Consider the following 24,858-nt stretch of genomic DNA (forward strand, 5'->3'; position numbering starts at 1 on the left):
AATATTCTGTCAACCATGACGGCCTAGCCTTGCCGCCATGAAAAGGGGCGGAGCGAGGCTCTGCTCAAATGAGGACCGAAATCGTGTCTCTGCGACCGGCACAGACAGCCATCCCTGGGAGTGGGACTGCCCTGCAGCCCCTGACCCTCACTAGCACCGGCTCGGGCAGATAGCCTGAGCCGCGAAGGCCCGCGACCGCGCGCCGACTATCATTTTCCTGTAATGAACCTGCACCCGTCCGGCCGATTCCGCCGGGCAATGACCACGGTAACGACATGCGGCACGACCCCCTGTCGCTCGCAATGCGCGGTCTGATCCAGCTTTATCGCTGGTTCATCTCGCCCATGCTCGGTCCGCGCTGCCGGCACATGCCGAGCTGCTCGGAATATGCGATGGAGGCGATCGAGCTGCATGGCCCCTGGAAAGGGGGCTGGCTCGCGGCGTCGCGGATCAGCCGTTGTCACCCCTGGGGCAGCCACGGCTTCGATCCCGTGCCGCGCGCCTTGCCCCATGTGCCGTGGTATATGCCTTGGGGCTATGGACGCTGGTCGCGAAAGAATGAAGTGAGAGACGAGAAATGATCAAAGTGACGTTGCCGGATGGCTCGGTGCGCGAACTGGCGGAGCCGGTCAGCGGCCTCGGCTTTGCCGAGAGCATCGCCAAATCGCTGGCGAAGAAGGCAATCGCCGTGAAGATCGACGGCAAGGTGAAAGACCTTGCGACGGTCATCGACAAGGACGCCATCGTCGAGGTGGTCACGCCCTCGACGCCGGACGGGCTCGAAATCCTGCGCCACGACTGCGCGCATGTGATGGCCGAAGCGGTGCAGGAGCTTTTCCCCGGCACGCAGGTCACCATCGGCCCGGTGATCGAGAACGGCTTCTTCTACGACTTCGCGCGCGCCGAACCCTTCAAGGCCGAAGACCTCGAAGCCATCGAGGCGAAGATGCGCGAGATCGTCGACCGCAACGAGACGATCACGCGCGAAGTCTGGCCGCGCGACGAGGCCATTGCCTATTTCAAGAAGATCGGCGAGGCCTACAAGGCCGAGATCATCGAGAGCATTCCGGCCGGCGAGGACGTCTCGGTCTACAAACAGGGTAACTGGCTCGACCTCTGCCGCGGGCCGCATCTGCCGTCGACGGGCAAGCTCGGCAAGGCCTTCAAGCTGACGAAACTCGCGGGCGCCTATTGGCGTGGCGACAGCCGCAACGAGATGCTTCAGCGCATCTATGGCACCTGCTGGGCAACGGAAGCGGAACTCAAGGCCTATCTCCAGATGATCGAGGAGGCCGAGCGCCGCGACCATCGCAAGATCGGCCGCGAGATGGATCTCTTCCATCTGCAGGAAGAGGCGCAGGGCTCCGTCTTCTGGCATCCGAAGGGCTGGCGCATCTGGCAGGCGCTCGAACAATATGTTCGCCGCCGTATCGACGCTTCGGGTTATGTCGAGGTTCGTACGCCGCAGCTTCTCGATTCCAAGTTCTGGGAGCAGTCGGGCCACTGGGGCAAGTATCGCGAGAACATGTTCGTCGTGCCGGATGAAATTCCGTCGACGGATGACGAGGCGCCGGTCCTTTCCGGCAAGGCGAAGCTCATGGCGATCAAGCCGATGAACTGCCCGGCCCATATCCAGATCTTCAAGCAGGGCGTGAAGTCCTATCGCGACCTGCCGCTGCGCATGGCGGAGTTCGGATGCTGCCATCGCAATGAGGCGCATGGCGCGCTTCATGGCCTGATGCGCGTGCGCCAGATGACGCAGGACGACGCGCACATCTTCTGCACCGAAGACCAGATCCGCGGCGAGACTGAAGCCTTCGTGTCGCTTCTCGAAAGCGTCTATGACGATATGGGCTTCACGGACCTCAAGGTCCGCCTCGCGCTGCGCCCCGAACAGCGCGTCGGTTCCGACGATACCTGGGATCGCGCGGAAACGGCGCTGGCCGAAGCGCTCCGGGCCATCGGACGCGAATTCACGCTCGCGCCGGGCGAAGGCGCCTTCTATGGACCGAAGCTCGAATTCCATCTGAAGGATGCCATCGGCCGCTCGTGGCAGCTCGGCACGCTTCAGCTCGACTTCAACCTGCCTGAACGCCTCGACGCATCCTATATCGGCGAGGACAGCGCCAAGCATCGCCCCGTGATGCTCCACCGCGCGATCCTCGGCTCGCTCGAACGCTTCATCGGCATTCTGATCGAGCATTACGAAGGCCGCTTCCCGCTCTGGCTTGCGCCGGTGCAGGTCGTGGTCGCGACGATCACGTCGGAGGCTGACGCCTATGCCGAAGAAGCCGCGGCAGCGCTGCGCGCGGCAGGCCTGCGCGTCGAGACCGATCTTCGTAACGAGAAGATCAACTACAAGGTGCGCGAGCATTCCGTCGGAAAAGTTCCCGTGATCCTCGTTGCAGGCAAGCGCGAGGCGGAGGAGCGGACCGTCTCCCTCCGTCGCCTCGGCTCACAGGACCAGAAGGTGACGTCGCTCGACGAAGCGATCCGCGCGCTCGCAGCGGAAGCGACGCCGCCCGACCTCAGGCCGGCAAAGCTCAAGGCAGCAGCCGAGTAGGACAAGGGGGAAGCGAAAGCTTCCCCCTTTTCTGTTTCCGGCCCCGGCAGAAAATATCCCGTCCAAAGACTAAATCGATCCGTGTCGGACATGCCACAGCCCATTGTGGTTGAGTATTCCGTCGCGGGGAGTCGGGGAATGCATGGGATGAGAGTGGGCCGCTACGCCATTGCGCTGGCGCTATGCATATGGGCGGGTGCTGCATTTGCGGAGGGGCGTGTGGCCGGCACCATGTCGCCGGTCGTCAGCGCGCTCGACACACTCGATCCCAACGCGGCACCGGCGCCGGAAGGGCTGCAATGGCGTATTCTCAAGCCTGAATGGAGCGCCAGCGACGAGCGGGCCTATGGCGAATTCGTTCGTGCCATCGGGTTGAGCGAATGCCGTAGCGTCGATGAGTGCCTGAAAAGTCCGGCCAACATCTATCGCGCGAGCGACCCGGCGGGATTGAGTTTTTTCGCCGATTGCGCGGATCTTCCCTATGTCCTGCGGGCCTATTTTGCCTGGAAGAACGGCTTGCCGTTTTCCTATGTGAGCGGTGTCGCGGCGATCGGGGAGTCGAATGATCTGAGATATTCGCGCTATGGCAATTATGTATTCCAGCGCACCGATGTTTTGACGCCCTCGGATGGGCGCTGGCCCAACGCCAGCTATGTGCTCACGAACATTGCCAATCAGATTTCAAGCGCCATGTATCGCTTTGCGCCGAAGCCGCAACAAGGCGACCTGTTCGACTTCTATCCTGTCCGGATTTCGCCGGCCGCCATCCGTCCGGGGACGAACATTTACGATCCCAACGGCCATGTTGCAGTGGTCTACGATGTGGACGGCGAGGGCCGCATCCGCTTCATCGACAGCCACCCGGACAACAGCCTGACACGCGGCAGCTATGGGCACCGCTTCGTTCGCGCCTCGCCGCCGATGGGCGCTGGCTTCAAGAACTGGCGTCCGCTGAAGCTCGTCGGCGCGAGCCGGGCGGGCGATGGCTCCTATGTCGGCGGGTACATCGTCGCCGCGACGGACGGACAGTTGCCGAGTTGGTCGGATGAGCAGTTCTACGGCACCGCGCGGGGAAGCGGCTGGCAATCGGGACGCTTCGTCTACAAGGGTGAGACGCTGGATTATTACGACTATGTGCGCCGCGCCGTGGCGGGGCATGACGTGATCTACGATCCTCTCGCCGAGACGCGGAGCATGGTGCGCGGGCTTTGCGACGACCTCCATTATCGCGCCATGGCGATCGATATCGCTGTGCAGGCCGGTCTGGACGCGCAGCCGCAGCCGGTGCGCCTGCCGGACAACATCTATGGCACGTCCGGCGATTGGGAAACCTATTCGACGCCATCTCGCGATGCGCGGCTCAAGGTGTCGTTCCAGGAGTTGAAGGATCAGGTTGCAAAGTTTCTTGCCTTGCACAAGGCGCGCAGTGCACACGTCGCCTATCGGGGCACGAACCTGGCGCGCGATCTCGCCACGGCCTACCGCGAAGAGGCCGGAGCCTGCGCGGTCGTCTGGACGGCCTCCGATGGAAGCAAACGCCAGATGAGCTTCGAGGAGGCGCGAAGGAGACTCTTCGATTTCTCCTTCGATCCCTATCAATGCCCGGAACGCCGCTGGGGCGCGCAAGGCGCCGAACTCGCCACCTGCCGCGACGGTGACGTCAAACGGCGCTGGTATGAGGCGGAGCGACGCCTCCGCAATCAGACCGAACGCACCTATGATGTGAAGATGGGGTTCTCGCTCGAAGAGCTTCGTGCGGATGTGCCGGGAAGCGGGCAGGATGCGCCTCCCGATGTCGACGTCCTGAGCATGCTCGGCAGGGCAGCAGATGAAAAGTCAGCCTCCGCCATGGACGCGCTGAAACCCTGACGCCTCAGAGGCGATACCAAAGGCCGAGCGTCAACGTCGTCTGGCGCAGGCTGTTCTGCCCGGCGATGGTGCGCATGCCGCCGAGTTCGAGCGAGATGCTGTCAGTGAACTGCTGCATGATGGAGAGACCGAGTTTGCTCGCGGCAACGCGCTGAACGGTGTCTTCGGCCTGTACCTTGCCTATCGAGGTGGAGCTCTCCGCTTTCATGAGCAGCATGGTGCTCACGAGAGGCCGCGTGCCGACCGTGACGTTGAGCTTGGCTTCTCCAGGCCGTCCCCCAGGTCGATAGCGGTAGCCGCCATAGGTGTCGGTAAAGCCCTTCATGCCGAGAAGGGTGAAGTTGCGGCCCATGAAGAGGCCTATCTCGCCGTCTATGTCGCCGCGCCGGGAGCTGAAAGGATCGTCGCCGGATGTCGCGCCGTGCCGCACCGCGAGGCCTTGCAGGGCAAACCGCGTTTCTCTCCATTCGCCAAGATCGACGCGCGCGCCGAGTTCCAGGCGCGAAATGGACTGCTGGGTGAACTCGTAGCCGAAATAGTCGGTGGTGTCGCGCGTCAGCGCGAGCGAGGAGAGGAGGGTGATATTGCTCGTCAGCCCATATTCAAGATAGGGCGCGAGTTCAACCTTCCGGTAGTCGCTATGCGGCACGACCTTGCCAGTGGCGCCATATGCATCGTTGGCGCGTGTCGCGCTCAAAGGCATGATGACGAGCAGGTCGCCCTCCGCCATGGGCCAGGCGCCCGCCCATGCTGAATTATTGGCGCCCGCCGCGGCGACCAACCCCACAGAGGCGGCCAGCGCTGCGCGCAAAGCTCCGCCCGACCGTAAAAACCTCACGGAATGCCCCCTTGTTTGCCCGGCGCGATGTTGCTGCGCGGGGTTGCAGGTGTAAAGGGTGATGCATAGTTTTCCTGCAATCTCAAAGGTAAGGAATCTGACGTGCCGCGTTCCCAGGAAACCATCGACCTGCTGCTCTCCCGCCGCTCCGTAAAGCCGCTGACCATGGTCGAGCCGGGACCCGATGACGCCGATCTCGAAATCATGCTGAGGGCAGCGTCGCGCGTGCCCGATCACGGGAAGCTCGCCCCCTGGCGTTTCATCGTCTTCAAGGGCGATGCGCGGGCGAAGTTCGGGAGAATCCTGCGCGACATTTTCGCAGAGGAGGAACCTCGCGCGGATGAAGACCGGCTGAAGCTCGAAGAGCGGCGCTTTCTGCAGGCGCCTCTCGTCGTCGCCGTGATTTCGCGGATTGTGCCGAGCAAGAAGGCGCCCGAATGGGAGCAGCGCCTTTCCGCCGGTGCGGCATGCCAGAACATGCTGATCGCCGCGACGGCATTGGGCTATGTCGGCGCATGGCTGACCGAGTGGTATTCCTATAGCGACAAGGTCGCGAAGGCGCTGGGGCTCGGCGACAACGAGCGCTTCGCAGGCTTCATTTATTTCGGCAGTCCGAGCCAGCCCAAAGACGAACGAGAGCGTCCGGCTCTTTCCGACATCGTGACGGAGTGGAAGGCCGACTAGGAAGGGCGCTCAGCTGCTGCCATCCTGGCGGGTCGCGATGATCTGCCCATGACGCAGAGCGACAGTCTGCGTGGCCGGACGGGCGGGCCGATCCGAAAGCTCCATGCCGAACAGCGCATGGCGATGATCGAAGGCGTAGGCAGCATTCACGATGACGAGCAGCATGCCGGTCGCGATGCCGGCAATATGGCTCTGAATATAGGTGAGCCCCGTGATGGCTACGCCGGCGAGAAATAGAAGGAACGCGAAGGCGATCTTGACGGTCCTCATCGGCGTGTTCCTCCTGTTCGTCAGGCCGCAACATTTAACAGTATAATCCGGCCCCGCTTCAAAGCAGAAATGTGAAGGTTATGCCCGGTTCCGACATGCCCTATCCGGTTAAAGGCCCGCAACGGGGGTCGGAAATCAGGGCCGTTCTCTTCGACAAGGACGGTACGCTTTTCAGCTATCACGAGACCTGGGGGCCGATCCTGCGCGAAGCGGCGGCCATGGCCGCGGAAGGGGATGAAGGCCTTGTTCCGCGCCTGCTCGAGGCGGTGGGCTACAACGCGGCGACGGGACGGATCGGAGCGGGCACCGTGTTTGCGGCCGGCGAGACCGTGGAACTCGCGACGCTCTGGAACAAGCTCGGCGTCAAGCGGGAGGTGAGGCGGCTCGTGGAAGATCTCGACAGCCTTTTCGCGCGAGAAGCGCCGCGCCGGTCGCACCCGGTGACAGATCTGCAGGTGCTCTTTTCCACATTGCGCCAACGGGGGCTTCGCCTCGGTCTGGCGACCAATGACGGAGAAGCATCCGCGTTTGCCACCATCGCGCGGTTTGGTCTCGCCGAGCATCTCGAGTTTCATTGCGGCTACGACAGCGGCTATGGCGCGAAGCCCTTGCCCGGCATGGTCAACGCATTTTGCGCGGCAGTGGGTGTCGGGCCGGAGGCCGTCGCGGTGGTGGGGGACAACAGCCACGACCTTGACATGGGGCGCGCCGCGGGTGCCGGACTTCTGGTCGGTGTACTGACGGGTACGAGCGCGCGCGGCGACCTCGCGCCGCTTGCCGATGCGGTCATCGACAGCATTGCCGATCTGCCGATGCTGCTGGACGAGCGCGGCTGATCTCAGCCGAGATCCCAGATGGACTTGAAATCTCGAACCTCGCCCAGCAGGCGCTGCGCGGGCGTCTTCTTGTCGATATGGCCGATCAGGCTTCGATATGTGTCGAAGCCACAAAGATCCTGCAGGCGCGGCTCGAATGTGCGGACGACTTCGAGCGGCAGACCCAGTTGCTGGTTTTCCTGCTGCCGGATGAAGCCCGCGCAATAATTCATTGCGATTCCGACGCGCCGCGCGCCCGACTTGTTGGCGCCGCCGCCATGCCACAGGCTGCCATGCCAGATGAGGACCGAGCCTTTCGGCATTTCGGCGGCGATGCTGTCATAGTCCTGCCCGTAGTTGGGAGAGGCGTCGCGCTTGTGGGAACCGGGAATGATCCGCGTTGCGCCGTTCTCCTCGGTGAAGTCGGTGAGAGCCCACATGGAGTTGCAGACGAACGGCGCGTGCGGCTTCTGCACCGGCATGATCTGGTCGTCGGCATGAATGGGCTGCGCCCGTTCACCGGGATCTATCGAGATCGAGGATAGGGAAGACACGAGGCATCCTTCGTCCAGAACGCCTTCGACGATCGGTAGCACGAGCGGATGCGTCGGAATCCGCTCGAAGACCTTGCCATGCGCGAGGAGGTTATAGATGCGGACCGTATGATGGCCCTCGAAGCCGTTGCGCGCGGGCTCGACGCCGAGTTCGTATTCGAGCCGTAAGAGCGCGGCATTCAACGCAACGAGATGGTCCGGGTCGATCGCATTCTCGACGATGGTGTAGCCATCTTTCTCGATGGCTCTGAGATGCTTTTCGAGGTCTTTGTCATCCATGCAGGCTCCCTCCCCGGAGTGATGATGAAAAGGTCTCTCGAAGACAGCATAGCGCTTCAGGCCGAATGGGAAACTGTTTATGTTACCAAATGGGTTCGGCGTGAACGGACCGAAGCCGGGGGTTTCGCCTCCGACTGCCTCAAAATGAAACTCCTGACCTCTTGTGCGCTGCAATAATGCCTTTCGGAAATCATCCGCAGGCGCCGTATTTCATTTCCGCCAGCTTGTCGGCTTCACGTCGAAGGCGATGCTGATGCGCTGCACCTCGCCGCTGAAGGGCAGGGTGCGGTGGAAGAGGTAGGAAGGGAAGAAGAAGGCGTCGCCCTCGCGCGGCTCGAAGGTCAGGGTATGAGGCTCAAAATCGGCATCGAATTCCGGCGGAGGATTGCCGAATTCGATCCAGCCGTCGCGCGCTTCTCCGGTGCCCATGGTCGGCGGGAGCGCGACGTAATAAGCGCCGCTCATCCAGCCGCCGGTGTGAATATGCGAATGCTGGTGGCCGCCTTCGGATAGAAGCGTGCCCCACATGTCGAGCGTATAGGCTTCCGGCACCATGCCGAAGAACGGATGATGTTTCTCACGCCTGATCGCATCGAAGTGTCTGTCGATGGCGATGCGGAGCATTTTCTCGAATGTGAGAAACGGCTCTCGCGGATTGTCGAGCAGGAGGCCGGTCTGTCCGCCCTTGCGCGTCGCCTTGCCCGTCGGTTCCCAGACGGTGGTCGGATCTGCGCGCAACGCTTCGGCAAGTGCCTTGTTGAAGTCGGCGATGGAGGCATAGCCCTCGGGCGGCGTCAGCGTGACACGCGTAATCAGGCGCGCCATCTCGGCGCGAAAGCCGGCGGGCATCTGGCCAAGCTCCTGCGCGCGCGCAAAAGGAAACCACGCGGCGGCGCGACGCTCGGGCCCGAACTTGGAGAGCGCGCGATCGAAGATTTCCGCCGCTTCGCGTGCTTGTCCGCGACGAAGCTTCACCATGCCGAGGCTGACATAGGAAAGCCCGTCCTTCGGATCGAGCGAACTTGCCTTTTCATAGGCCGCTTCGGCGGCAGCGAGATCGCCGCGCTTCTGTTCGATATTGCCGAGATTGCCATAGGCGGCGGCGAATTTGGGTTCGATGGCGATGGACTTGCGGAAAAGCTCCGCCGCTTCGTCGAGGCGATCCTGACGGAACACGACCATGCCGAGCAGCGTGACGGTTGCAGGGTTTCCCGGTTCGATCTCAAGCGCGCGGCGAAAGGCCTGTTCCGCCGTGGCGAAATGGCCGGCGCGTTGGGCGATCTGTCCGAGCGTCAGATGAAAAAGCGGATTGCGCGGGAACGCCTCGGCGGCGCGGGCATAGTGATCCTCGGCTTCCGCCCACAAATGCTTCGCCTGCAGCAGCCGGCCGAGATTGACCCATGGCACCGGCGAGTGGGGCGCTAGCTCCAATGCGCGACGCAGAAGCGGCTCGGCCTCCGTCGTTGCGCCGCGATCGATGAGCACGGCCGCGAGCATCGACATGGTTTCGGCGTCGTCGGGTTGATCCGACAAAAGCGCGCGCGCCTTGGCTTCCGCCTGGCCTCTCTTGTTCGTCTGGATGAGGCCGAGGATTTCCTTGCGCCGCTCGATGATATTGATCGGCATTTGCGTCTGATCGCTCACGTTATGTCTCGCATTTGGCTATGGCCACAAGCTGCACGGCGCAGGGAGTGGCGTCAATCTGCGTCAGGCGGTGACGGGATTGGGGAGAGGCGCGCCCGCGAAGAAGGCGTCGAGATTGGCGATGGAAGCGTTGAGCATGGATTGCAGCGCTTCGATGCTCGCGCCGCCGATATGGGGCGTCAGCACGAGATTGGACAGCTCGCGCAGGTCGGCGCGGATATGGTCCGGTTCGCCTTCGAACACGTCGAGACCGGCGCCGGCCAGCTTGCCGGACTTGAGCGCGGAGACGAGCGCCTCTTCGTCGATGGCGGAGCCGCGCGTTATGTTGACGATATGGCCACGGGACCCGAGCGCCTCGATGAGTTCGGCGTTGACCATGTGGCGGTTGGTGTCGTCGGCGCGGTGGGCGAGCACCAGCGCGTCTGCCCAGGTCGCGAGCGCAAGCGGCGTCTCGAAATATCGGTAGGGAGAGGTCTCGCGCTTGCTGCGGCTGTAATACCCGATCTCGGTTTCGAATGCGGCGAGGCGAGACGCAATTTTCTCGCCGATGGCGCCAAGGCCGATAATGCCGATCTTGCGTCCGGTGAGGCCGGGCGAGAAGAGCAGCCGGGCGGCGGCATCGCCGCGCCAGACGCCTGCGCGCATGAGCCTGTCGCCGGTGGCGACGTGGCGGATGGAGGCGAGGAGGAGAGCGACTGCGAGATCGGCAACGGCGGCGGCATTTGCGCCCACCGTGTTCGTCACCCTGATGCCGCGCCGCGTTGCTTCCGCGACGTCGATGCCTTCATGGCCCGAACCGATGCAGGCGATGATGCGCAGCTTCGGCATCGCGTCCATTTCCTTCGCAGCGGTGACGGAAGCGCCGGCAAGGAGAATTGCTTCGGCCTCATGCCGCTGCGCCGGATCGGTGATCAGCGTGAATTTCCCGGACAACTGGTCCTGAAAGGCCTTGCCGAGCGGGACAGCAAGAAAGACGGGCGGCTTCATGGGAACCTTCCGGGCCTCAGGCGGACTGCGCCGCTTCGGCGCGCGCGATCAATGCCTGAGCCTGCTTCAGATGCGGAATGTCGAGCATGACACCGTCGAGAGCGACGACGCCGACGTCGCCTGCCTTCGCGAAGGCATCGACGATGGCGCGGGCATGGGCCACGTCTTCTTCCGAAGGCGTGAAGACGCGGTTGATGAGCGGCACCTGCGCCGGATGGATCGCCATCTTGGCAGTGAAGCCGTCGCGCACGGCCTCGCGCGCTTCGGCGATGAAGCCCGTTTCGTCGCGGAAATCCTTGTAGACGCCATCGAGCGGAATGACGCCTGCTGCGACCGCGCCTGCAAGCGTCAGCGTGCGGGCGAGGCGATAGGGCTCGGTATAGTTCCCGCCATCGTCCTTGTTGCTGCGCGCGCCGAGAGCTGTGGCGAGGTCTTCCGCGCCCCATGTCAGCGCGAAGAGGCGAGGGCTTGCGCCTGCATAGGTGCCGAGATTGAAGAGCGAGGCGGCGGTTTCCGTTGCCACGCAGAAGAGTTTCGTGGCGCCCGCCTCGATGCCCGCCTCACGTTCGATATGGTCGAGCGTGGCTGCGACCTTCCGCACGCAGTCGCCGGAAATGGTCTTGGGCACCATGATGGCGAAGGGGCGATGCGCGACGACGGCCTTCAGGTCGTCTTCCCAGAGCGGCGTGTCGAGCGCATTCATGCGGACGCAGATGCGCGGGCCAGTGGCGGATGCGCTTTTCAGATAGTCGCGCGCATTGGCTCGCGCGGCTTCCTTGTTCGACAGAGCGACCGAGTCCTCCAGATCGAGGATCAGAGCATCGGCGCCGGTGGAGGCGGCCTTGGCGAGCTTCTTGTCGCTGTCGGCCGGAATGAAAAGGAAGGAACGCATGATCAGACCTCGACCGCCTCGGCTCCGCGCGCATGCATGAAGGCCTGCCGCGTGCAGGAGGCGACTTCCTCGCCGCGCTGGTTATAGGCCTTGTGCTCGAAGGTCACGATGCCGGCATTGGGACGCGATTTGGAGCGCCGCTTGCCGAGCACACGCGTTTCGACGCGCAGCGTATCTCCCTGAAAAACGGGCTTGGGGAATACCACATCCGTCATGCCGAGATTGGCGATGGTCGTTCCATGGGTGGTGTCATGGACCGAAATGCCGATCATCAGGCCGAGTGTGAAGAGGCTGTTGACCAGCGGCCTGCCGAACTCGGTCTCGGTTGCCGCGTAATGGTGGTCGAGATGAAGCGCCGCCGGGTTCATCGTCATGGTCGAGAAGAGCACGTTGTCGGTCTCGGTCACGGTGCGCGTGATCGAATGCCTGAAAAGCTGACCGTCCTGAAAGTCGTCGAAAAGAAGTCCCGGCATCTCATCTCCCATATGACGCTGAAGGCGTGACCTTGGGGGCTCGCCTCGCTGCCCGCCTGTGGGTTAGCTTATAGCCCCGTCCGCCGGAAAAATGAAAAGCGTCAAGGCTCCGAATGACCTTCCGTCTCCACGAACAGTTGCATGCCGATACCTATACGGTGAAGGACCTCGCGCTTTGCCGGGTTCTGTTGATGAACGACCGGCGTTTCCCCTGGACCATTCTCGTGCCCCGCCGCGACGGCTTGCGCGATTTCCATGAGGTGGCGAAGGCCGACAAGGCGACTTTCCACGCCGAGATCGACCAGGTCTCGGAGGCGCTGAGGCGGCTCACCGGCGCTTACAAGATCAACGTCGCGGCGCTGGGCAACATGGTGCACCAGCTTCATGTGCATGTGATCGCCCGTTTCGAGGGGGATGCCGCCTGGCCGAAGCCGGTCTGGGGGCAGGGTGTGGCCGATCCCTATGACCCGCCGGCTGCCGGAGAGCTTATCGAAAGCTTAAGAAAAGAGCTTCACAGTTAACCTTTGGTTTAAGGTTCGCCCCCTAGTCTTGGCTCCATGGCGGCAATTTCCGCCGATCATGGAGAGAGCCGTGGCGACCTGCCTCATCGCCGATTCATCCGCGCCGGTCCGCAAGGCCGCGAAATTCCTGCTCGAAAGCCTGGGCTTCGAGGTTGCAGGTGCGCGCGATGGCGATGAAGCGCTGCGGATGGTTCGGAGCGTTGCACCGGATCTCATCCTGCTCGATGCCCGGTTGCCGCGGATCGAGACTGCCGCGCTGATCGACGAAATCAGATCGCTGCCGGAAGGTGGGCGTGCCTGCATTTTCTTTGTCGCCGATGGTGGGCCCGCTGGCGTCCGCGCCGCCATGGAGGCGGGGGCCGACGACTTCCTGATCAAGCCGTTCGACCGGGAGCTTCTGTCCTTCAAGCTCGAACAGGCCCGCGCGCGGGGCTGCTTGCGCGAGGGGAAGAGGGCCATGAGGCTCGTTCAGGACAATTCCCATTCGTGGCGCTTCCGCGTTTTCGGCAAGGCAGTCTGAGACGACGCTTCAGCGAAACGCGGCAATGGCGGCTTTCATGCCCCGGGTCTGTATCCGATCCGGGAGCAATGTCGCCTAACCCATTTCTGTATCGTGATTTTTTGGTGAGTGGCGCAGCGCTCTCGGGCAGTCGGCTCTTCTGAGCAGGCTTGAGCACCGGGATGCTGCCTGTCGCCCGCGCGCCCTGGGCTCTACCTCTGGCACGGAGCTTGCGACCCATGTCTCGTGCAACAGAGGTCTTTTCGAGCATGAGCCTGGTTCAAGCCATATCGGCACCCACCCAGATCGCCGCCGCGCTGCAGAATGCAAGCGCGCAGACGGGGGCCGACTTCAACTATTTGCTGAACACGGCCATGCGCGAGTCGAGCCTGAATTGCTCTGCTAAATCAGGCACTTCCAGCGCTTGCGGACTATTTCAGTTCACCGAGCAGACCTGGCTCGCGACGATGAAGAAGGATGGTGCGGCGCTGGGTCTGGCCCAGTATGCCGACCGGATCACGCAGGATGCGCGCGGCAAGTATGTCGTGGCCGATCCTGCCGCCCGCCGGGAAATTCTTGCCCTCCGCGACGATCCGCAGGTCTCGGCGCTGATGGCGGGAGCCTTAACCAGCGACAGCAAGGACCGGCTCGAGTCGAGCCTCGGGCGTTCGGTGAGCTCCGGCGAACTCTATGTCGCGCATTTCCTGGGGGCGGGCGGCGCGACGAAGCTCATCTCCGCCGCCGAGGACACGCCGAACGCGCGCGCCGATCTGCTGTTTCCGCAGGCTGCCGCCGCAAACCGGTCGATCTTCTACACCTCGTCGGGCGCGCCGAAGACGGTCGGGGAGGTCTATCAGAATCTGGTCTCCAAGCATCAGCAGGGCGGCGAACTCGCGCCCCGGCCGGTGCTGGCCAGTTCGGCGCAGGAAACGGCGGCGCCGGCCGGCGTCGAGCCGACATCGCTCAGCGCGGCCAATGACGATGTGGCTGAACCCTTCTATTCGGCCTCTTATTCGGCCTCCTATTCGGCCTCCTATTCGGCCTCTGCGGCGGGCGACCGCGCCGCCGCCGTTTCGGCGGCAGCGGCTTCCATTTCCCGCTCGCCGCTGAGGCTTACGCCCGGCGTTCTCGCCGTCCTCAATTCGCTCGACGCTCCCGCCCAGAACGAGCGCAAGGAGGCGAAGGACGAACGCGACGACAAGGCGAAAGTGGCCAGCCGCCTCTTGCCGCGTTCGGGCTTCGCCTATGGCTGATCAGCCGATGGTTTTGGCGTCCCTGAGCTTCGCGAGGTCGTCGTCGCTGTAGCCCGCGGCGCGCAGCACATCGAGGGTGTGCTGGCCGAGGGCAGGGGCCGCGCCCTTGGGACCGTCATCGGCGCCGGGAAAGCGAACGGGGCTCGCAGGCGCCTTGAAGGTTCCCGAGCCATCCTCCTCGGGAACGTCGACGAAGGCCCCGGCGGCGATCGCCTGCGGGTCCGCCACGACATCCTTGGGATGCATCAGCGGCGACCAGATCACGTCATGCTCGTCTAGCTTCTGCCGCCAATGGTCGAGATCGTGCTGGGCAAAGGCCGCGTCCAGAATGTCCACCAGTTCGGCGGCATTGGTGCGGCGGCCCTTGGGGTTGGCGAAACGCGGATCGGTTTCGAGTTCAGGCTGACCGATGATCTTGCAGACCGCAGTCCAGTCCACCGAACCCTGACGTGGCACGATGACAAACCACTCGCCGCTCCTGGTCTTGAAGAAGTTGCTGATCGGCTGCACGGCCTCATGGCGCGACTTGGTGGAGCCAAGTTTGCCGAATTTGAGCTGCATGGCCATGTCGGAGCCCGCCGCATAGATACCGGTACGGATGAGCGACGACTCGACGAGGCGGCCCTTGCCCGTGCGCTGGCGTTCGACCAAGGCTGCGAGAATGCCGCCGACGGTGGCCATGCTGGTCGTGTGGTCGCCGATGCCGGTGCGGAGCGTCGTCGGCTCCGTGCCCTTCACCGTTTCGAGATAGCCGAGGCCCGAGCGCGCCCAGAAGGCGGCGATGTCGAAGCCGGGCCGGTCGCGCTCCGCGCCTTCGAGGCCGTAGCCGGTGACGCTGGCATAGACGAGACGCGGATTGATGGCCGAGAGCGAGGCATAGTCGAGGCCCGAACGCTCCAACCCGCCGGGCCTGACATTGGTGAGGAAAACGTCGGCGTCCTTGACCAGTCGCTTCACCGCTTCCACGCCCTCAGGCGTCGCAGTGTTGATGGCGACGCCCTTCTTGCCGCGGTTGTCGAGGTCGAAGATCGGGCTGCCCTTGAGATGGTCCGCGCCGATACTCGCCATGGTGTAGCGCATGGGGCAGCCCGCCAGCGGTTCGATCTTGACGACCTCCGCGCCCCAGTCGGCAAGGATGCCGCCCGCGCCCGGCGCCGCGATGTAGGTCGCCATTTCTATGACTTTGATACCTTCGAGCATATCCGCTCCCTCTTTGGATTTCTTGTTGCCGGCGATCATCCATGAAACGCCGGGACTGTCAAAGGCGCGCCGGTTTCGCCGCGGGTCTGAAGGCTTCGTTAAAGACTTTGCCCTAGCCTGCGCGAAGAGTGTGCGATGCGGATTCTCTGGGGCCGGGCTCGATGATGCAGGACAGGCTGATATATGCCGACGTGGAGCGTCTGCTCTCCGAGCCGATGGACGACGTCCGGGCGACCATCGCGCGCAAGGTCGCCTCTCAGTTTCGCAACGTCGTGCTGACTCCGCGCGAGCGCGAACTGGCTCAGGAAATTCTGGGATATCTGGTGCGCGACATCGCGGCGCAGGTGCGCGGCGCGCTGGCGCAAAGCCTGTGCGATCTTGCCGATGCGCCGCACGGCATCATTCTCGCCCTCGCACGCGATATCGACGAGGTTGCGCTTCCGGTTCTCGAAAACTCAACGGTTCTGACCGACGAGGACATGGTGCATCTGATTCTCACGGGCGGCGGCGCCAAGCAGCGCGCCATCGCGGGTCGAAGGATTGTGTCGCCGGCCGTCGCCGATGCCATCGCGGAAGTGGGCAGCCGCGCGGCCGTCGAGACGCTTGTCGGCAATGAGGGCGCGGCCATCAGGCCCGCCGCGCTCAACAGGATTGTCGATCGGTATGCCGGCGACGTGGACATCATCGATCCTATGGCCCGCCGCGGCGATCTGCCGGCCTGCCTGATCGAGCGCCTCGTGACCCTCGTGTCCGATCAGTTGCGTCAGCAAATGATCGAGCGTTACGCCATCGACCCGGCCATGGCGGAGATATTCGAAGAACAGGCGCGCGAGCGTGTGCTGGTCGAACGGCTTCAGGCGATCAATCCCGACGAGGTCGGCCCTGTCGCGCTTCAGATCGCGGACCGCAAGCGGCTTTCGGCCTCTCTGCTTCTGCGCGCGCTCTGCGCGGGCGAGGTTGGTTTTGTGGAGACGGGTTTTTCGCTGCTCACCAGCGTGCCGCCGGAGCGGGCGGCGTGGCTCATTCACGATGTGGGGCCCCTTGGCTTCCGGGCCGTCTATGCACGCGCGGCGCTGCCGGAAGTTTTCTACGTCGCCTTTCGCGCGGCACTCGATGTCATTCATGAGCTTCAGGCGGACGGGCATCTTTCGGACCGGCCATATCTGCGCCATTGCATGCTCACACGCATCGGCGAGAGGTTTCCGGACATCGAGGCCGGCGATGTCGATTTCCTGATCGATCGTATTACGCGGCGCCTGAGCGGGGCGTCCCTGGGCCGGGGCTTTGCGGCCTGAAGGCCGAACAAAAACCACTTCGCGCACCCAAAAGGAAGCTGGTAGGTTGCGGCCCTTCCATCAGAAAGGGCCAGAGCCATGACGCATGCCACACGAGAAGCCTTTATCTGCGACGCGGTGAGAACGCCGATCGGCCGGTATGCCGGGGCGCTTGCTACCGTGCGTGCGGATGATCTCGGCGCAGTGCCGATCATGGCGCTGATGGAGCGCAATCCCTCGATCAACTGGAGCCGTATCGACGATGTGATCTTCGGCTGCGCCAATCAGGCGGGCGAGGACAACCGCAACGTGGCGCGCATGTCGTCGCTGCTGGCGGGCCTGCCCGATACGGTGCCGGGCTCGACGATCAATCGCCTCTGCGGCTCGGGCATGGATGCGGTCGGCACGGCAGCCCGCGCCATCAAATCCGGCGAAACCGATCTCATGATCGCGGGCGGCGTCGAGAGCATGTCGCGTGCGCCCTTCGTCATGGGCAAGGCGACGAGTGCCTATTCGCGCGATGCGCAGATCTATGACACGACCATCGGCTGGCGTTTCATCAACCCGCTGATGAACCGGCAATACGGCACACATTCGATGCCCGAGACGGCGGAGAATGTCGCGGAGGAATTCCAGATCTCGCGCGAGGATCAGGACGCGTTTTCCGTGCGGAGCCAGCAGCGCGCCGGACGCGCCATGGCATCCGGCCGCTTCGCGAAGGAGATCGTGCCGGTCACCATTTCCGGCAGGAAGGGGGAGACTGTCGTCTCGCAGGACGAGCATCCGCGTCCCGACACCACGCTTGAAGCGCTGGCGAAGTTGCCGACGCCGTTCCGTCAGGGCGGCTCGGTGACGGCGGGCAATGCCTCGGGCGTCAATGACGGTGCCTGCGCCATGATCATCGCGTCGGCCGGCGCTGTCGAAGCGCATGGCCTCACTCCTCGCGCGCGCATTCTCGGCATGGCGACGGCGGGCGTGCCGCCGCGCATCATGGGCATCGGGCCCGCGCCCGCAACGCGCAAGGTGCTGGAAAAGACCGGCCTCAATATCGGCGATATCGAAGTCATCGAGTTGAACGAGGCTTTCGCCGCGCAGGGCCTCGCGGTCATGCGCGATCTCGGCCTGCCGGACGACGCAGAACATGTGAACCCCAATGGTGGCGCCATCGCGCTTGGCCATCCGCTCGGCATGAGCGGCGCGCGCCTCGTCACGACGGCGGTGCAGGAGTTGCATGAACGCGGCGCGCGCTATGCGCTCTGCACCATGTGCATTGGCGTCGGGCAGGGCATCGCGATGATTGTGGAGCGGGTGTAAGGCTTCGCCCGAAAGCGGACCGTCATCCCGGCCTCGTGCCGGGATCCAGGAGTTGCCGGCGCTGCATTCGACGCCCCTGGACGCCGGGACAAGCCCGGGGTGACAATAAAAACGCTTACATTCCCAGTGCGCGCAGGAAGAAATTCTTCTTCTTTTTCTGCTTTGGCTTCGGCCGCTTGACGCGCATGCGGATCGGCTGGTCGACGCCGGCGATGCGGCGTCCGTTTTTCGGAAGGCGGCGCAACAGGGCGACGAGCTTGCGGTCGGGAAAGATGCAGACGACATCGATTTCGGCGATCGGCACCGGAATGTCATCCGTCCCCGGAATGGCGTAATCGAGTGCCTCGTAGTCGATGATCATCTCGACGATGGGGAGGTCGAGGCGTGCGACGGCTTCCTCCTGCTCGTCGAGCGCTTCGGTCAGGACCAACTCGTCGAGTTCGTCCTCGCGGGCGGCTTCCTGAAGATCGCGCTTGAGATCCAGCGCGAATGTCCAGCCGATAAGGTCCTTCGGCTCGCGCGGCGGGCAGATATGCGAGCCCTGCGCCGCCGTGAAGCCGAGCGCGGCCAGCGCGGAAAGGGTGGTCTCGTCCTCGACGCCGACGGCGGTTGCGTCCAGCCCCTGGGCGGCGGCGAGCGCAACGCGCTTGCCGATGAACCCGAGGCCGGACTGCTTGAGGCGGCGGGCGAACTGGATGATGGCGCCGCCTGAAATCTTGATCTCGCTGAAGTGGTCGGGAGTGAGAAGCTCCTGCGGCACGATGACGGCGCCGCCGCCATCCAGCGCCGTGCGGAAGCCGAGGCGCCGCATTTCGGCGATGGTCGCGACAGCATCCTGACCGTGCCGTGCGAAAACGGCCTCGGGCACTTCAATGGTGAATTGCGACGGGTCGAGCCCATGTTCGCCGATGATGCCGTCCAACGCGCCCGGAAGGGCCGGATCGGTGAGGTCGCTGCCCGAAATGTTGAGCGAGACCGGCCAGTTCTGGCCGCGGAGGCGCCAGGCCTCCATCGACTCGGAAGCGGCGGCGGCGACGAAACGGGTCAGCTCGCCGCTACGTCCATGGCGGTCGAAGAAGGAAAGGAAGAGGCCCGGCGGCATCAGCCCATAATCCGGATGAAGCCAGCGGACATAGGCTTCGGCGCCGAGCACGCGGCCCGTCGCAAGCTCGATCTTCGGCTGGAAGACGAGGTGCAGATGCCGCGCCTCGAAAGCGAGGTCGATGTCGCGGTTGGTCAGCCGAAAGGAACTGCTGTACATCTTGGGCCAAATTCTTTGGTCGCGGGGCAGGCGCAAGGCGCCTGCTTGAAATTTGCCCTGCGGCTGGTTTAGGCCGGCTTAACAATCCGGTGGCGCGGCAAACAGCCTTGCCAATAGATTAAGAAAAAGACGCTCAGCCAGAAAAAGCGTCAGGAAATGAAACAGGGAGTAAGTCCATGTCCAACCCGGCAAGCGACAAGCTGATTCCGGCTGCCACCATTCTCCTGCTGCGCGACAGCGCGGAGGGCCTCGAAGTCTTCATGGTGGTGCGCCATCACCAGATCGACTTCGCCTCCGGCGCGCTCGTCTTTCCGGGCGGCAAGGTCGATCCGCGCGACCGGCATGAAAATGTGCGTGGGCTCGTCGACGGTGCGGAGAATCTGGACGATTGGGAATTTGCGATGCGCGTCGCGGCGATCCGCGAGGCCTATGAGGAATGCGGCGTGCTGCTTGCCCGCGATGAGAAGACGGGCGCGCTCGTCAACGCGGCGCGGCTGACCGAACTTGAGCATCGGCGCGACGCATTGAACAAGGGTGAGATCGGCATTGGCGACATGCTGGCCGAAGAAGGTCTGCGCCTTGCCGCCGATCTGCTGACGCCTTACGCGCACTGGATCACGCCGAACATGATGCCCAAGCGCTTCGACACGCGCTTCTATCTCGCCATGGCGCCGGAAGATCATCTTGCCGTGCATGACGGATCGGAGTCGGTCGACTCGGTCTGGATCAAGCCGCTCGACGCCGTGCGCGAGGCGGAAGAAGGCAAGCGCACCATCATCTTCCCGACGCGCGTCAATGTGCAGAAGCTTGGCCGTCACGAAAATGCCGCCCATGCCATCGAAACGGCTCGGGCCGCGCGCATCGTCACCGTCGAGCCGCAGGTGACGAAGAACGAGGCCGGCGAGCCCGTGCTGCGCATTCCCATCGACGCGGGTTACGACGTCAACGACGAGCCGTTGTCACGCGTGAAGGTGTAAGCGGCTTCAGAACGGAAACTGTTCTGTCAGGGTGCGCTCGCCGAGGGCCGGGCGTCTATCGCACCGGCGTCGGTGTGTAGGTCCAGGTCCAGCCCTTGTCGACGACGATCATCGACTTGCCGTCGGACGAGACCGTCAATTGGCTGCCGGGTTCCACCGGCATGGCGAGGATCATCGTTCCGGGAACGGCGAGGTCCGCATTCTCCGTGGTCGATCTGGCCGGCACGGACTCCGACCCGCCTGTGCAGGCCACGGGCATGGCGGCGGCGGGGTAATCGCGCCGCACCGACATGGCGAGCTGGCCGCCGAGCCCTTCTTTCAACGACAGCAACGTGAAGTGCTCGTATTTGCCGTTGAGCGCGGGTGCCCGGCATCCGGCCGCGCCGTTCCGCAGGGCGCCGATCTCGGTGGGGAGATTTTTGATGATGGGCTCGCCGACGAGTTTGGCTTCGGTCTGGTCCCAGTCAAAGCTCACCTCGACCCGGTCCTTGACGGGCGCATAGCCGTTTGTCCCGGCATTGACGATCAGCGCGTCGGCGGAATAGTCGCCGGTCACCGCATAATGCACGACCGTCACCGTCGCCCATTTCTGCATGACTTCGGCGTTGATCTCAGCGGCGGCGACCGGCGCGCCGATGAAGAGCGTGGCGGTAAGGGCCATGGCAAAGGCGCTAGGAGTGCGCCATAGACGAATTTTCATGAATGTCGCTCCCCTGCGTGACAGCACCGAAGTATGTCCCGGTCCGGCCCGGACAGCGAGGGGAAAGAATGACGGACGCCGTGACGATGCGCGGCGACCGGTTCCGAGGCGCGCCTAGTGCAGGAACTGCTCGGTGAGGATGCGTTCATCAAGGCTGTGGCCCTCGTCGAACATCATCAGAAGGTCGATGGACGGATCTTCCTCGACCCTTACGTCGACCACGTCGCGGAATTCGCGGTGGTCGGCCACCGCGCTGACGGGGCGTTTCTCGGCTTCGAGGATTTCGAAGCGCACTTTCGCATGGTGCGAGAGCAGCGCACCGCGCCAGCGGCGGGGGCGGAAGGCGCTGATCGGCGTCAGCGCGAGAAGTGCCGCGTTGATGGGGATGATGGGCCCCTGCGCCGAGAGATTATAGGCTGTCGATCCGGCAGGCGTGGCGACGAGCACGCCGTCGCAGATGAGCTCCGCCATGCGGACCTTGTCATCGATGGAGATGCGGATCTTTGCGGCCTGCGCCGTTTCGCGCAAGAGCGACACTTCGTTGATCGCGAGTGCCTGATGCTCCGACCCGTTTGCGAGCGTTGCGTGGGCGCGCAGGGGATGGAGGCGGGCAATCTCGGCGGCTTCAAGCCGCTCGCGCAGATGGTCGGGCTTGTATTCGTTCATCAGGAAGCCGACGGAGCCGCGGTTCATGCCGTAGATCGGGATGCCGCGATGCATGTGCTTGTGGAGCGTCTGGAGCATGAGGCCGTCACCGCCCAGCGCGACGAAAACATCCGCCTCCGCCGGCGCGGCATTGCCGTAACGGTCGGTGAGCGTCTTCAGCGCTTCCTGGGCTTCGGGCACATCGGTTGCCACGAAGGCGATCTTGTCGAACTTCATCAGTTCCATTCCGTCGGCCGCATGGGGCACTATAGTCCCGCGCGAGGGCAGGAGATAAGCACATGAGCGGCGAGACGCAAATAGGCTCGGAATTCGTCTTTATCTACACACCCTTGCCGGATATCGGCACGGCCGAGGCCATGGCGCGGGCGCTGGTGAGGGACCGGCTTGCGGCCTGCGTGAACCTCTATCCGGGCATTGTTTCCGTTTACGAATGGAAGGGGGAGGTGGAGACGGACGGCGAGGTCGTCGCCTTCATCAAGACGCGCCGGGCGCTGGCCGAAGAGACGATCGCGGCGGCGCGAAAACTCCACCCCTATGAGGTGCCCGCCTTCCTTGTGCTGCCGATCGAAAACGGAAATGAGGATTACCTCGCCTGGGCGCGGGGGCAGGTGAAGGCCTAGCCGCCCGTCACCGACATGTGCCGCCCGACGGCGGGGCCTTTGTGCTCGCGGTCGATGACGAAGTCGTGGCCCTTGGGCTTGCGGCCGATGGCTTCGTCGATGGCGGCATTCAGGAGATCGTCGCTGCTGCTCGCGCGCGCAGCGGCACGGAGGTCAGCGGCATCCTCCTGCCCGAGGCACATGAAAAGCGTGCCCGTGCAGGTGAGGCGGACGCGGTTGCAGCTCTCGCAGAAATTATGGCTGAGCGGCGTGATGAAGCCGAGCCTTCCGCCCGTCTCGCGGATGCGGACATAGCGGGCGGGGCCGCCCGTGCGGTCGGGCAGGTCTTCGAGCGTCCAGCGTGTTTCCAGATCGGCGCGGACGCGCGACAGCGGCAGATATTGATCCGTGCGGTCCTCGTCGATCTCGCCCATGGGCATGGTTTCGATGAGCGTGATGTCGTGGCCCTGTCCATGCGCCCATTCGACGAGCGAGGGGAGTTCGGCCGCGTTGTCGTCCTTGAGCGCGACGGTGTTGATCTTGACCTTGATGCCGGCCTTGGTCGCGGCCTCGATACCTTCGAGTACCTGAGGCAAACGTCCCCAGCGCGTGATATGGGCGAAGCGCTTTGCGTCAAGCGTGTCGAGCGAGACATTGATGCGGCGGATGCCGGCGGCGGCGAGCTCCCCGGCGAAGCGCGCGAGCTGGCTGCCATTGGTGGTCAGCGTCAGTTCTTCCAGCGCGCCGGTTTCGAGGTGCCGGCCGAGCGAGCGGATGAGCGTCATCACGTCCCGGCGGACCAGCGGTTCACCGCCCGTGAGGCGAAGCTTGCGGACGCCCTTGGCGATGAAGGCCGAGCAGACGCGATCGAGCTCCTCGAGCGTCAGAAGCTCCTTCTTCGGCAGGAAGGTCATGTGCTCCGACATGCAATAGGTGCAGCGGAAGTCGCAACGATCCGTCACCGAGACGCGCAGATAGGTCACCGCCCGTCCGAACGGGTCGATCATGGGGGAGGCTTCCGGGGCCGGGGTGAGGGCACGAGGCTCGAAGGTCATAGAATAACGATAACACCTCCCCGTGGGAATTTCTCCCCCAAGTCGTGTAGGGGCAATTTTTTTGGCAGTCCGGCGCTTCGGCGGGGGCGGTTTGGGCGGTTTCAAAGGCCGGGCGCACAGGCTAGCCTTCGCTCGCCGCAAGCGGGGAGGGCGAGGATGTCGACCAGCGCACATTACATTTTGTCAATCGATCAGGGCACCACGAGCACCCGGGCGCTGCTTTTCGACCAGTCCGGCTCGCCCATGCGGGTGCGGCAGAAGGAGCTGCGCCAGATCTACCCGCAGGATGGCTGGGTGGAGCATGACGCAGGGGAAATCTGGCAGGCGACGCTCGATGTTTGCCGGGGCCTGCTGACGGCGGGCACCCATGTCGAGAATATCGCGGCCATCGGCATCACCAATCAGCGCGAGACGACCGTGCTCTGGGAGCGGGCGACGGGGAAGCCGCTCCACAACGCCATCGTCTGGCAGGACCGCCGCACGGCGGAGCTCTGCGCGAGGTTGAAGGCGGAGGGCAAGGAGCCTGCGGTTCAGGCGAAGACGGGGCTTCTGCTCGATCCCTATTTCTCCGGCACCAAGCTCGCCTGGCTGCTCGACCATGTGCCGAATGCGCGGGCGCGGGCGGAGAAGGGTGAGCTTTGCTTCGGCACCATCGACTCCTGGCTCATCTACAAGCTCACCGGAGGCAAGGTGCATGCGACCGATGCGACCAACGCTTCGCGGACGCTGCTGTTCAACATCGGCACCCAACAATGGGACGATGAAATCCTCGGCTGGCTCGGCATTCCCCGCGCGCTGCTGCCGGAGGTGAAAGATTGCTGCGCCGATTTTGGCCTGACGGAAAAATCGCTCTTCGGTGCGGAGGTTCGCGTCGCGGGCGTCGCGGGCGACCAGCAGGCGGCGACGGTGGGGCAGGCCTGCTTCGAGCCGGGGCTGATGAAATCGACTTATGGCACGGGCTGTTTCGCCGTCCTCAACACCGGCGAGCGGCAGGTGGCGAGCGCGAACCGCCTGCTGACGACCGTGGCCTATCGTCTCGGCGGTAAGACGACCTATGCGCTGGAAGGCTCGATCTTCATGGCGGGCGCCATCGTGCAATGGCTGCGCGACGAGATGCGGCTGATCTCCAGTTCGGCGGAGAGCGAGGCGCTGGCCGCCGACGCGGACCCCAATTCCTCCGTCGTGCTGGTGCCCGCCTTTACCGGCCTCGGCGCGCCTTACTGGGACCCGCATGCGCGAGCAGCGCTCTTCGGCATGACGCGGGACACGGGCGCCGCCGAAATCGTCCGGGCGGCGGTCGAATCCGTTTCCTTTCAGACGCGCGATCTCATGGAGGCGATGACCGCCGACATGAAGGCGGCGGGTCTTGAAAGTCCGCAGGCGCTCCGCGTCGATGGCGGCATGGTTGCGAACAACTGGTTCATGCAGAACCTGACGGACATTCTGGGCCGTCCGGTCGAACGTCCGGCCATCACCGAAACGACGGCGCTCGGCGCGGCCTATCTCGCGGGCATGCAGGTCGGCTTCTACGGCACGCCGCAGGATGTCGCCCGCCACTGGCAATGCGAGCGCCGCTTTGAGCCGGAAATGGTGGAGGCCGAACGATCCGCGCGCTATGGCCGCTGGGGACAGGCTGTCGGGCGGGTGCTGACGCGCTAGCCCGTGTTATAG

General features: G+C 63.9%; 25 protein-coding genes. 13 read left to right on the forward strand and 12 right to left on the reverse strand.

Annotated features, from left to right (window positions below; translation table 11 throughout):
* Positions 1–275: 275 nt before the first annotated feature.
* The 3 genes from yidD to ABFC66_RS13560 all read left to right on the forward strand — a co-directional run bounded on the left by yidD (position 276) and on the right by ABFC66_RS13560 (position 4,432).
* Positions 276–581: a membrane protein insertion efficiency factor YidD gene (gene yidD / locus ABFC66_RS13550; RefSeq protein WP_346741498.1), complete on the forward strand. Its 306-nt coding sequence runs from the start codon at positions 276–278 to the stop codon at positions 579–581.
* On the forward strand, positions 578–2,563 hold the full coding sequence (thrS, locus tag ABFC66_RS13555; protein WP_346741499.1) for a threonine--tRNA ligase: 1,986 nt from the start codon (positions 578–580) through the stop codon (positions 2,561–2,563). Before yidD ends, thrS begins: the two co-directional genes overlap by 4 nt.
* A 138-nt stretch (positions 2,564–2,701) precedes the next feature.
* A complete protein-coding gene (locus ABFC66_RS13560) occupies positions 2,702–4,432 on the forward strand; it encodes a hypothetical protein (protein ID WP_346741500.1) in 1,731 nt (576 codons plus the stop codon).
* Between the two features lie 4 nt (positions 4,433–4,436).
* On the opposite strand, the gene ABFC66_RS13565 is transcribed toward ABFC66_RS13560, so the two are convergent.
* Positions 4,437–5,270 (reverse strand): hypothetical protein, encoded by an 834-nt coding sequence (locus ABFC66_RS13565; RefSeq protein ID WP_346741501.1) that lies wholly within the window; start codon positions 5,268–5,270, stop codon positions 4,437–4,439.
* 102 nt (positions 5,271–5,372) lie between these two features.
* Between ABFC66_RS13565 and ABFC66_RS13570 the strand changes: the two genes are divergently transcribed.
* Entirely contained in the window at positions 5,373–5,954 is a 582-nt protein-coding gene (locus ABFC66_RS13570) for a nitroreductase (RefSeq protein WP_346741502.1), read from the forward strand.
* A gap of 9 nt (positions 5,955–5,963) precedes the next feature.
* On the opposite strand, the gene ABFC66_RS13575 is transcribed toward ABFC66_RS13570, so the two are convergent.
* Complete coding sequence (locus tag ABFC66_RS13575) at positions 5,964–6,224, reverse strand: hypothetical protein (protein ID WP_346741503.1); 261 nt, start codon at positions 6,222–6,224, stop codon at positions 5,964–5,966.
* An 80-nt stretch (positions 6,225–6,304) separates the two neighbouring features.
* Here ABFC66_RS13575 and ABFC66_RS13580 point away from each other — a divergent pair, with 80 nt between their 5' ends.
* Positions 6,305–7,060 (forward strand): HAD family hydrolase, encoded by a 756-nt coding sequence (locus ABFC66_RS13580; protein ID WP_346741504.1) that lies wholly within the window; start codon positions 6,305–6,307, stop codon positions 7,058–7,060.
* 2 nt (positions 7,061–7,062) lie between these two features.
* Here the strand turns inward: ABFC66_RS13580 and ABFC66_RS13585 are convergent, their stop codons facing one another.
* The 5 genes from ABFC66_RS13585 to ABFC66_RS13605 all read right to left on the reverse strand — a co-directional run bounded on the left by ABFC66_RS13585 (position 7,063) and on the right by ABFC66_RS13605 (position 11,868).
* A complete protein-coding gene (locus tag ABFC66_RS13585; protein ID WP_346741505.1) occupies positions 7,063–7,872 on the reverse strand; it encodes a phytanoyl-CoA dioxygenase family protein in 810 nt (269 codons plus the stop codon).
* 210 nt (positions 7,873–8,082) lie between these two features.
* Positions 8,083–9,516, reverse strand: a complete 1,434-nt coding sequence (locus ABFC66_RS13590) for a tetratricopeptide repeat protein (protein ID WP_346741506.1) — start codon at positions 9,514–9,516, stop codon at positions 8,083–8,085.
* Between the two features lie 63 nt (positions 9,517–9,579).
* Positions 9,580–10,503 carry an NAD(P)-dependent oxidoreductase gene (locus ABFC66_RS13595; protein WP_346741507.1) on the reverse strand — a complete coding sequence of 308 codons (924 nt, stop codon included), beginning with the start codon at positions 10,501–10,503 and terminating at the stop codon, positions 9,580–9,582.
* A gap of 16 nt (positions 10,504–10,519) precedes the next feature.
* Positions 10,520–11,395: a CoA ester lyase gene (locus ABFC66_RS13600; RefSeq protein ID WP_346741508.1), complete on the reverse strand. Its 876-nt coding sequence runs from the start codon at positions 11,393–11,395 to the stop codon at positions 10,520–10,522.
* A gap of 2 nt (positions 11,396–11,397) precedes the next feature.
* Positions 11,398–11,868: a MaoC family dehydratase gene (locus ABFC66_RS13605; RefSeq protein WP_346741509.1), complete on the reverse strand. Its 471-nt coding sequence runs from the start codon at positions 11,866–11,868 to the stop codon at positions 11,398–11,400.
* Between the two features lie 113 nt (positions 11,869–11,981).
* Here ABFC66_RS13605 and ABFC66_RS13610 point away from each other — a divergent pair, with 113 nt between their 5' ends.
* The 3 genes from ABFC66_RS13610 to ABFC66_RS13620 all read left to right on the forward strand — a co-directional run bounded on the left by ABFC66_RS13610 (position 11,982) and on the right by ABFC66_RS13620 (position 14,141).
* Positions 11,982–12,389, forward strand: coding sequence for an HIT family protein (locus tag ABFC66_RS13610; protein ID WP_346741510.1), 408 nt, complete (start codon positions 11,982–11,984; stop codon positions 12,387–12,389).
* Between the two features lie 70 nt (positions 12,390–12,459).
* Positions 12,460–12,909: a response regulator gene (locus ABFC66_RS13615; RefSeq protein ID WP_346741511.1), complete on the forward strand. Its 450-nt coding sequence runs from the start codon at positions 12,460–12,462 to the stop codon at positions 12,907–12,909.
* A 218-nt stretch (positions 12,910–13,127) separates the two neighbouring features.
* Positions 13,128–14,141 carry a lytic transglycosylase domain-containing protein gene (locus ABFC66_RS13620; protein WP_346741512.1) on the forward strand — a complete coding sequence of 338 codons (1,014 nt, stop codon included), beginning with the start codon at positions 13,128–13,130 and terminating at the stop codon, positions 14,139–14,141.
* On the opposite strand, the gene ABFC66_RS13625 is transcribed toward ABFC66_RS13620, so the two are convergent.
* Positions 14,142–15,341, reverse strand: a complete 1,200-nt coding sequence (locus ABFC66_RS13625) for a CaiB/BaiF CoA-transferase family protein (protein WP_346741513.1) — start codon at positions 15,339–15,341, stop codon at positions 14,142–14,144.
* A 161-nt stretch (positions 15,342–15,502) separates the two neighbouring features.
* Between ABFC66_RS13625 and ABFC66_RS13630 the strand changes: the two genes are divergently transcribed.
* Together ABFC66_RS13630 and pcaF are read left to right on the forward strand one after the other, a co-directional pair.
* The gene (locus ABFC66_RS13630; protein ID WP_346741514.1) at positions 15,503–16,636 is read left to right on the forward strand and encodes a DUF2336 domain-containing protein; all 1,134 of its coding nucleotides are present in this window, start codon (positions 15,503–15,505) and stop codon (positions 16,634–16,636) included.
* A 78-nt stretch (positions 16,637–16,714) separates the two neighbouring features.
* Positions 16,715–17,929 (forward strand): 3-oxoadipyl-CoA thiolase, encoded by a 1,215-nt coding sequence (pcaF, locus tag ABFC66_RS13635; RefSeq protein ID WP_346741515.1) that lies wholly within the window; start codon positions 16,715–16,717, stop codon positions 17,927–17,929.
* Positions 17,930–18,044: 115 nt separating this feature from the next.
* On the opposite strand, the gene ABFC66_RS13640 is transcribed toward pcaF, so the two are convergent.
* Positions 18,045–19,190 carry an EAL domain-containing protein gene (locus tag ABFC66_RS13640; protein WP_346741516.1) on the reverse strand — a complete coding sequence of 382 codons (1,146 nt, stop codon included), beginning with the start codon at positions 19,188–19,190 and terminating at the stop codon, positions 18,045–18,047.
* Between the two features lie 176 nt (positions 19,191–19,366).
* On the opposite strand from ABFC66_RS13640, the gene ABFC66_RS13645 reads away from it, so the two are divergent.
* Positions 19,367–20,167, forward strand: a complete 801-nt coding sequence (locus ABFC66_RS13645; protein ID WP_346741517.1) for an NUDIX hydrolase — start codon at positions 19,367–19,369, stop codon at positions 20,165–20,167.
* Positions 20,168–20,222: 55 nt separating this feature from the next.
* Here the strand turns inward: ABFC66_RS13645 and ABFC66_RS13650 are convergent, their stop codons facing one another.
* Positions 20,223–20,867 (reverse strand): hypothetical protein, encoded by a 645-nt coding sequence (locus ABFC66_RS13650; protein WP_346741518.1) that lies wholly within the window; start codon positions 20,865–20,867, stop codon positions 20,223–20,225.
* A gap of 114 nt (positions 20,868–20,981) precedes the next feature.
* The gene (locus ABFC66_RS13655) at positions 20,982–21,758 is read right to left on the reverse strand and encodes an NAD kinase (RefSeq protein ID WP_346741519.1); all 777 of its coding nucleotides are present in this window, start codon (positions 21,756–21,758) and stop codon (positions 20,982–20,984) included.
* A 53-nt stretch (positions 21,759–21,811) separates the two neighbouring features.
* On the opposite strand from ABFC66_RS13655, the gene cutA reads away from it, so the two are divergent.
* Positions 21,812–22,153 (forward strand): divalent-cation tolerance protein CutA, encoded by a 342-nt coding sequence (cutA, locus tag ABFC66_RS13660; RefSeq protein WP_346741520.1) that lies wholly within the window; start codon positions 21,812–21,814, stop codon positions 22,151–22,153.
* On the opposite strand, the gene moaA is transcribed toward cutA, so the two are convergent.
* Positions 22,150–23,139, reverse strand: a complete 990-nt coding sequence (gene moaA, locus ABFC66_RS13665; protein WP_346741521.1) for a GTP 3',8-cyclase MoaA — start codon at positions 23,137–23,139, stop codon at positions 22,150–22,152. The two genes, cutA and moaA, sit on opposite strands and share 4 nt — an antisense overlap.
* 204 nt (positions 23,140–23,343) lie before the next feature.
* Between moaA and glpK the strand changes: the two genes are divergently transcribed.
* On the forward strand, positions 23,344–24,846 hold the full coding sequence (gene glpK / locus ABFC66_RS13670; RefSeq protein WP_346741522.1) for a glycerol kinase GlpK: 1,503 nt from the start codon (positions 23,344–23,346) through the stop codon (positions 24,844–24,846).
* Positions 24,847–24,858 lie beyond the last annotated feature (12 nt).

The sequence above is a fragment of the Parvibaculum sp. genome (assembly GCF_039680535.1).
Lineage (GTDB): Bacteria > Pseudomonadota > Alphaproteobacteria > Parvibaculales > Parvibaculaceae > Parvibaculum.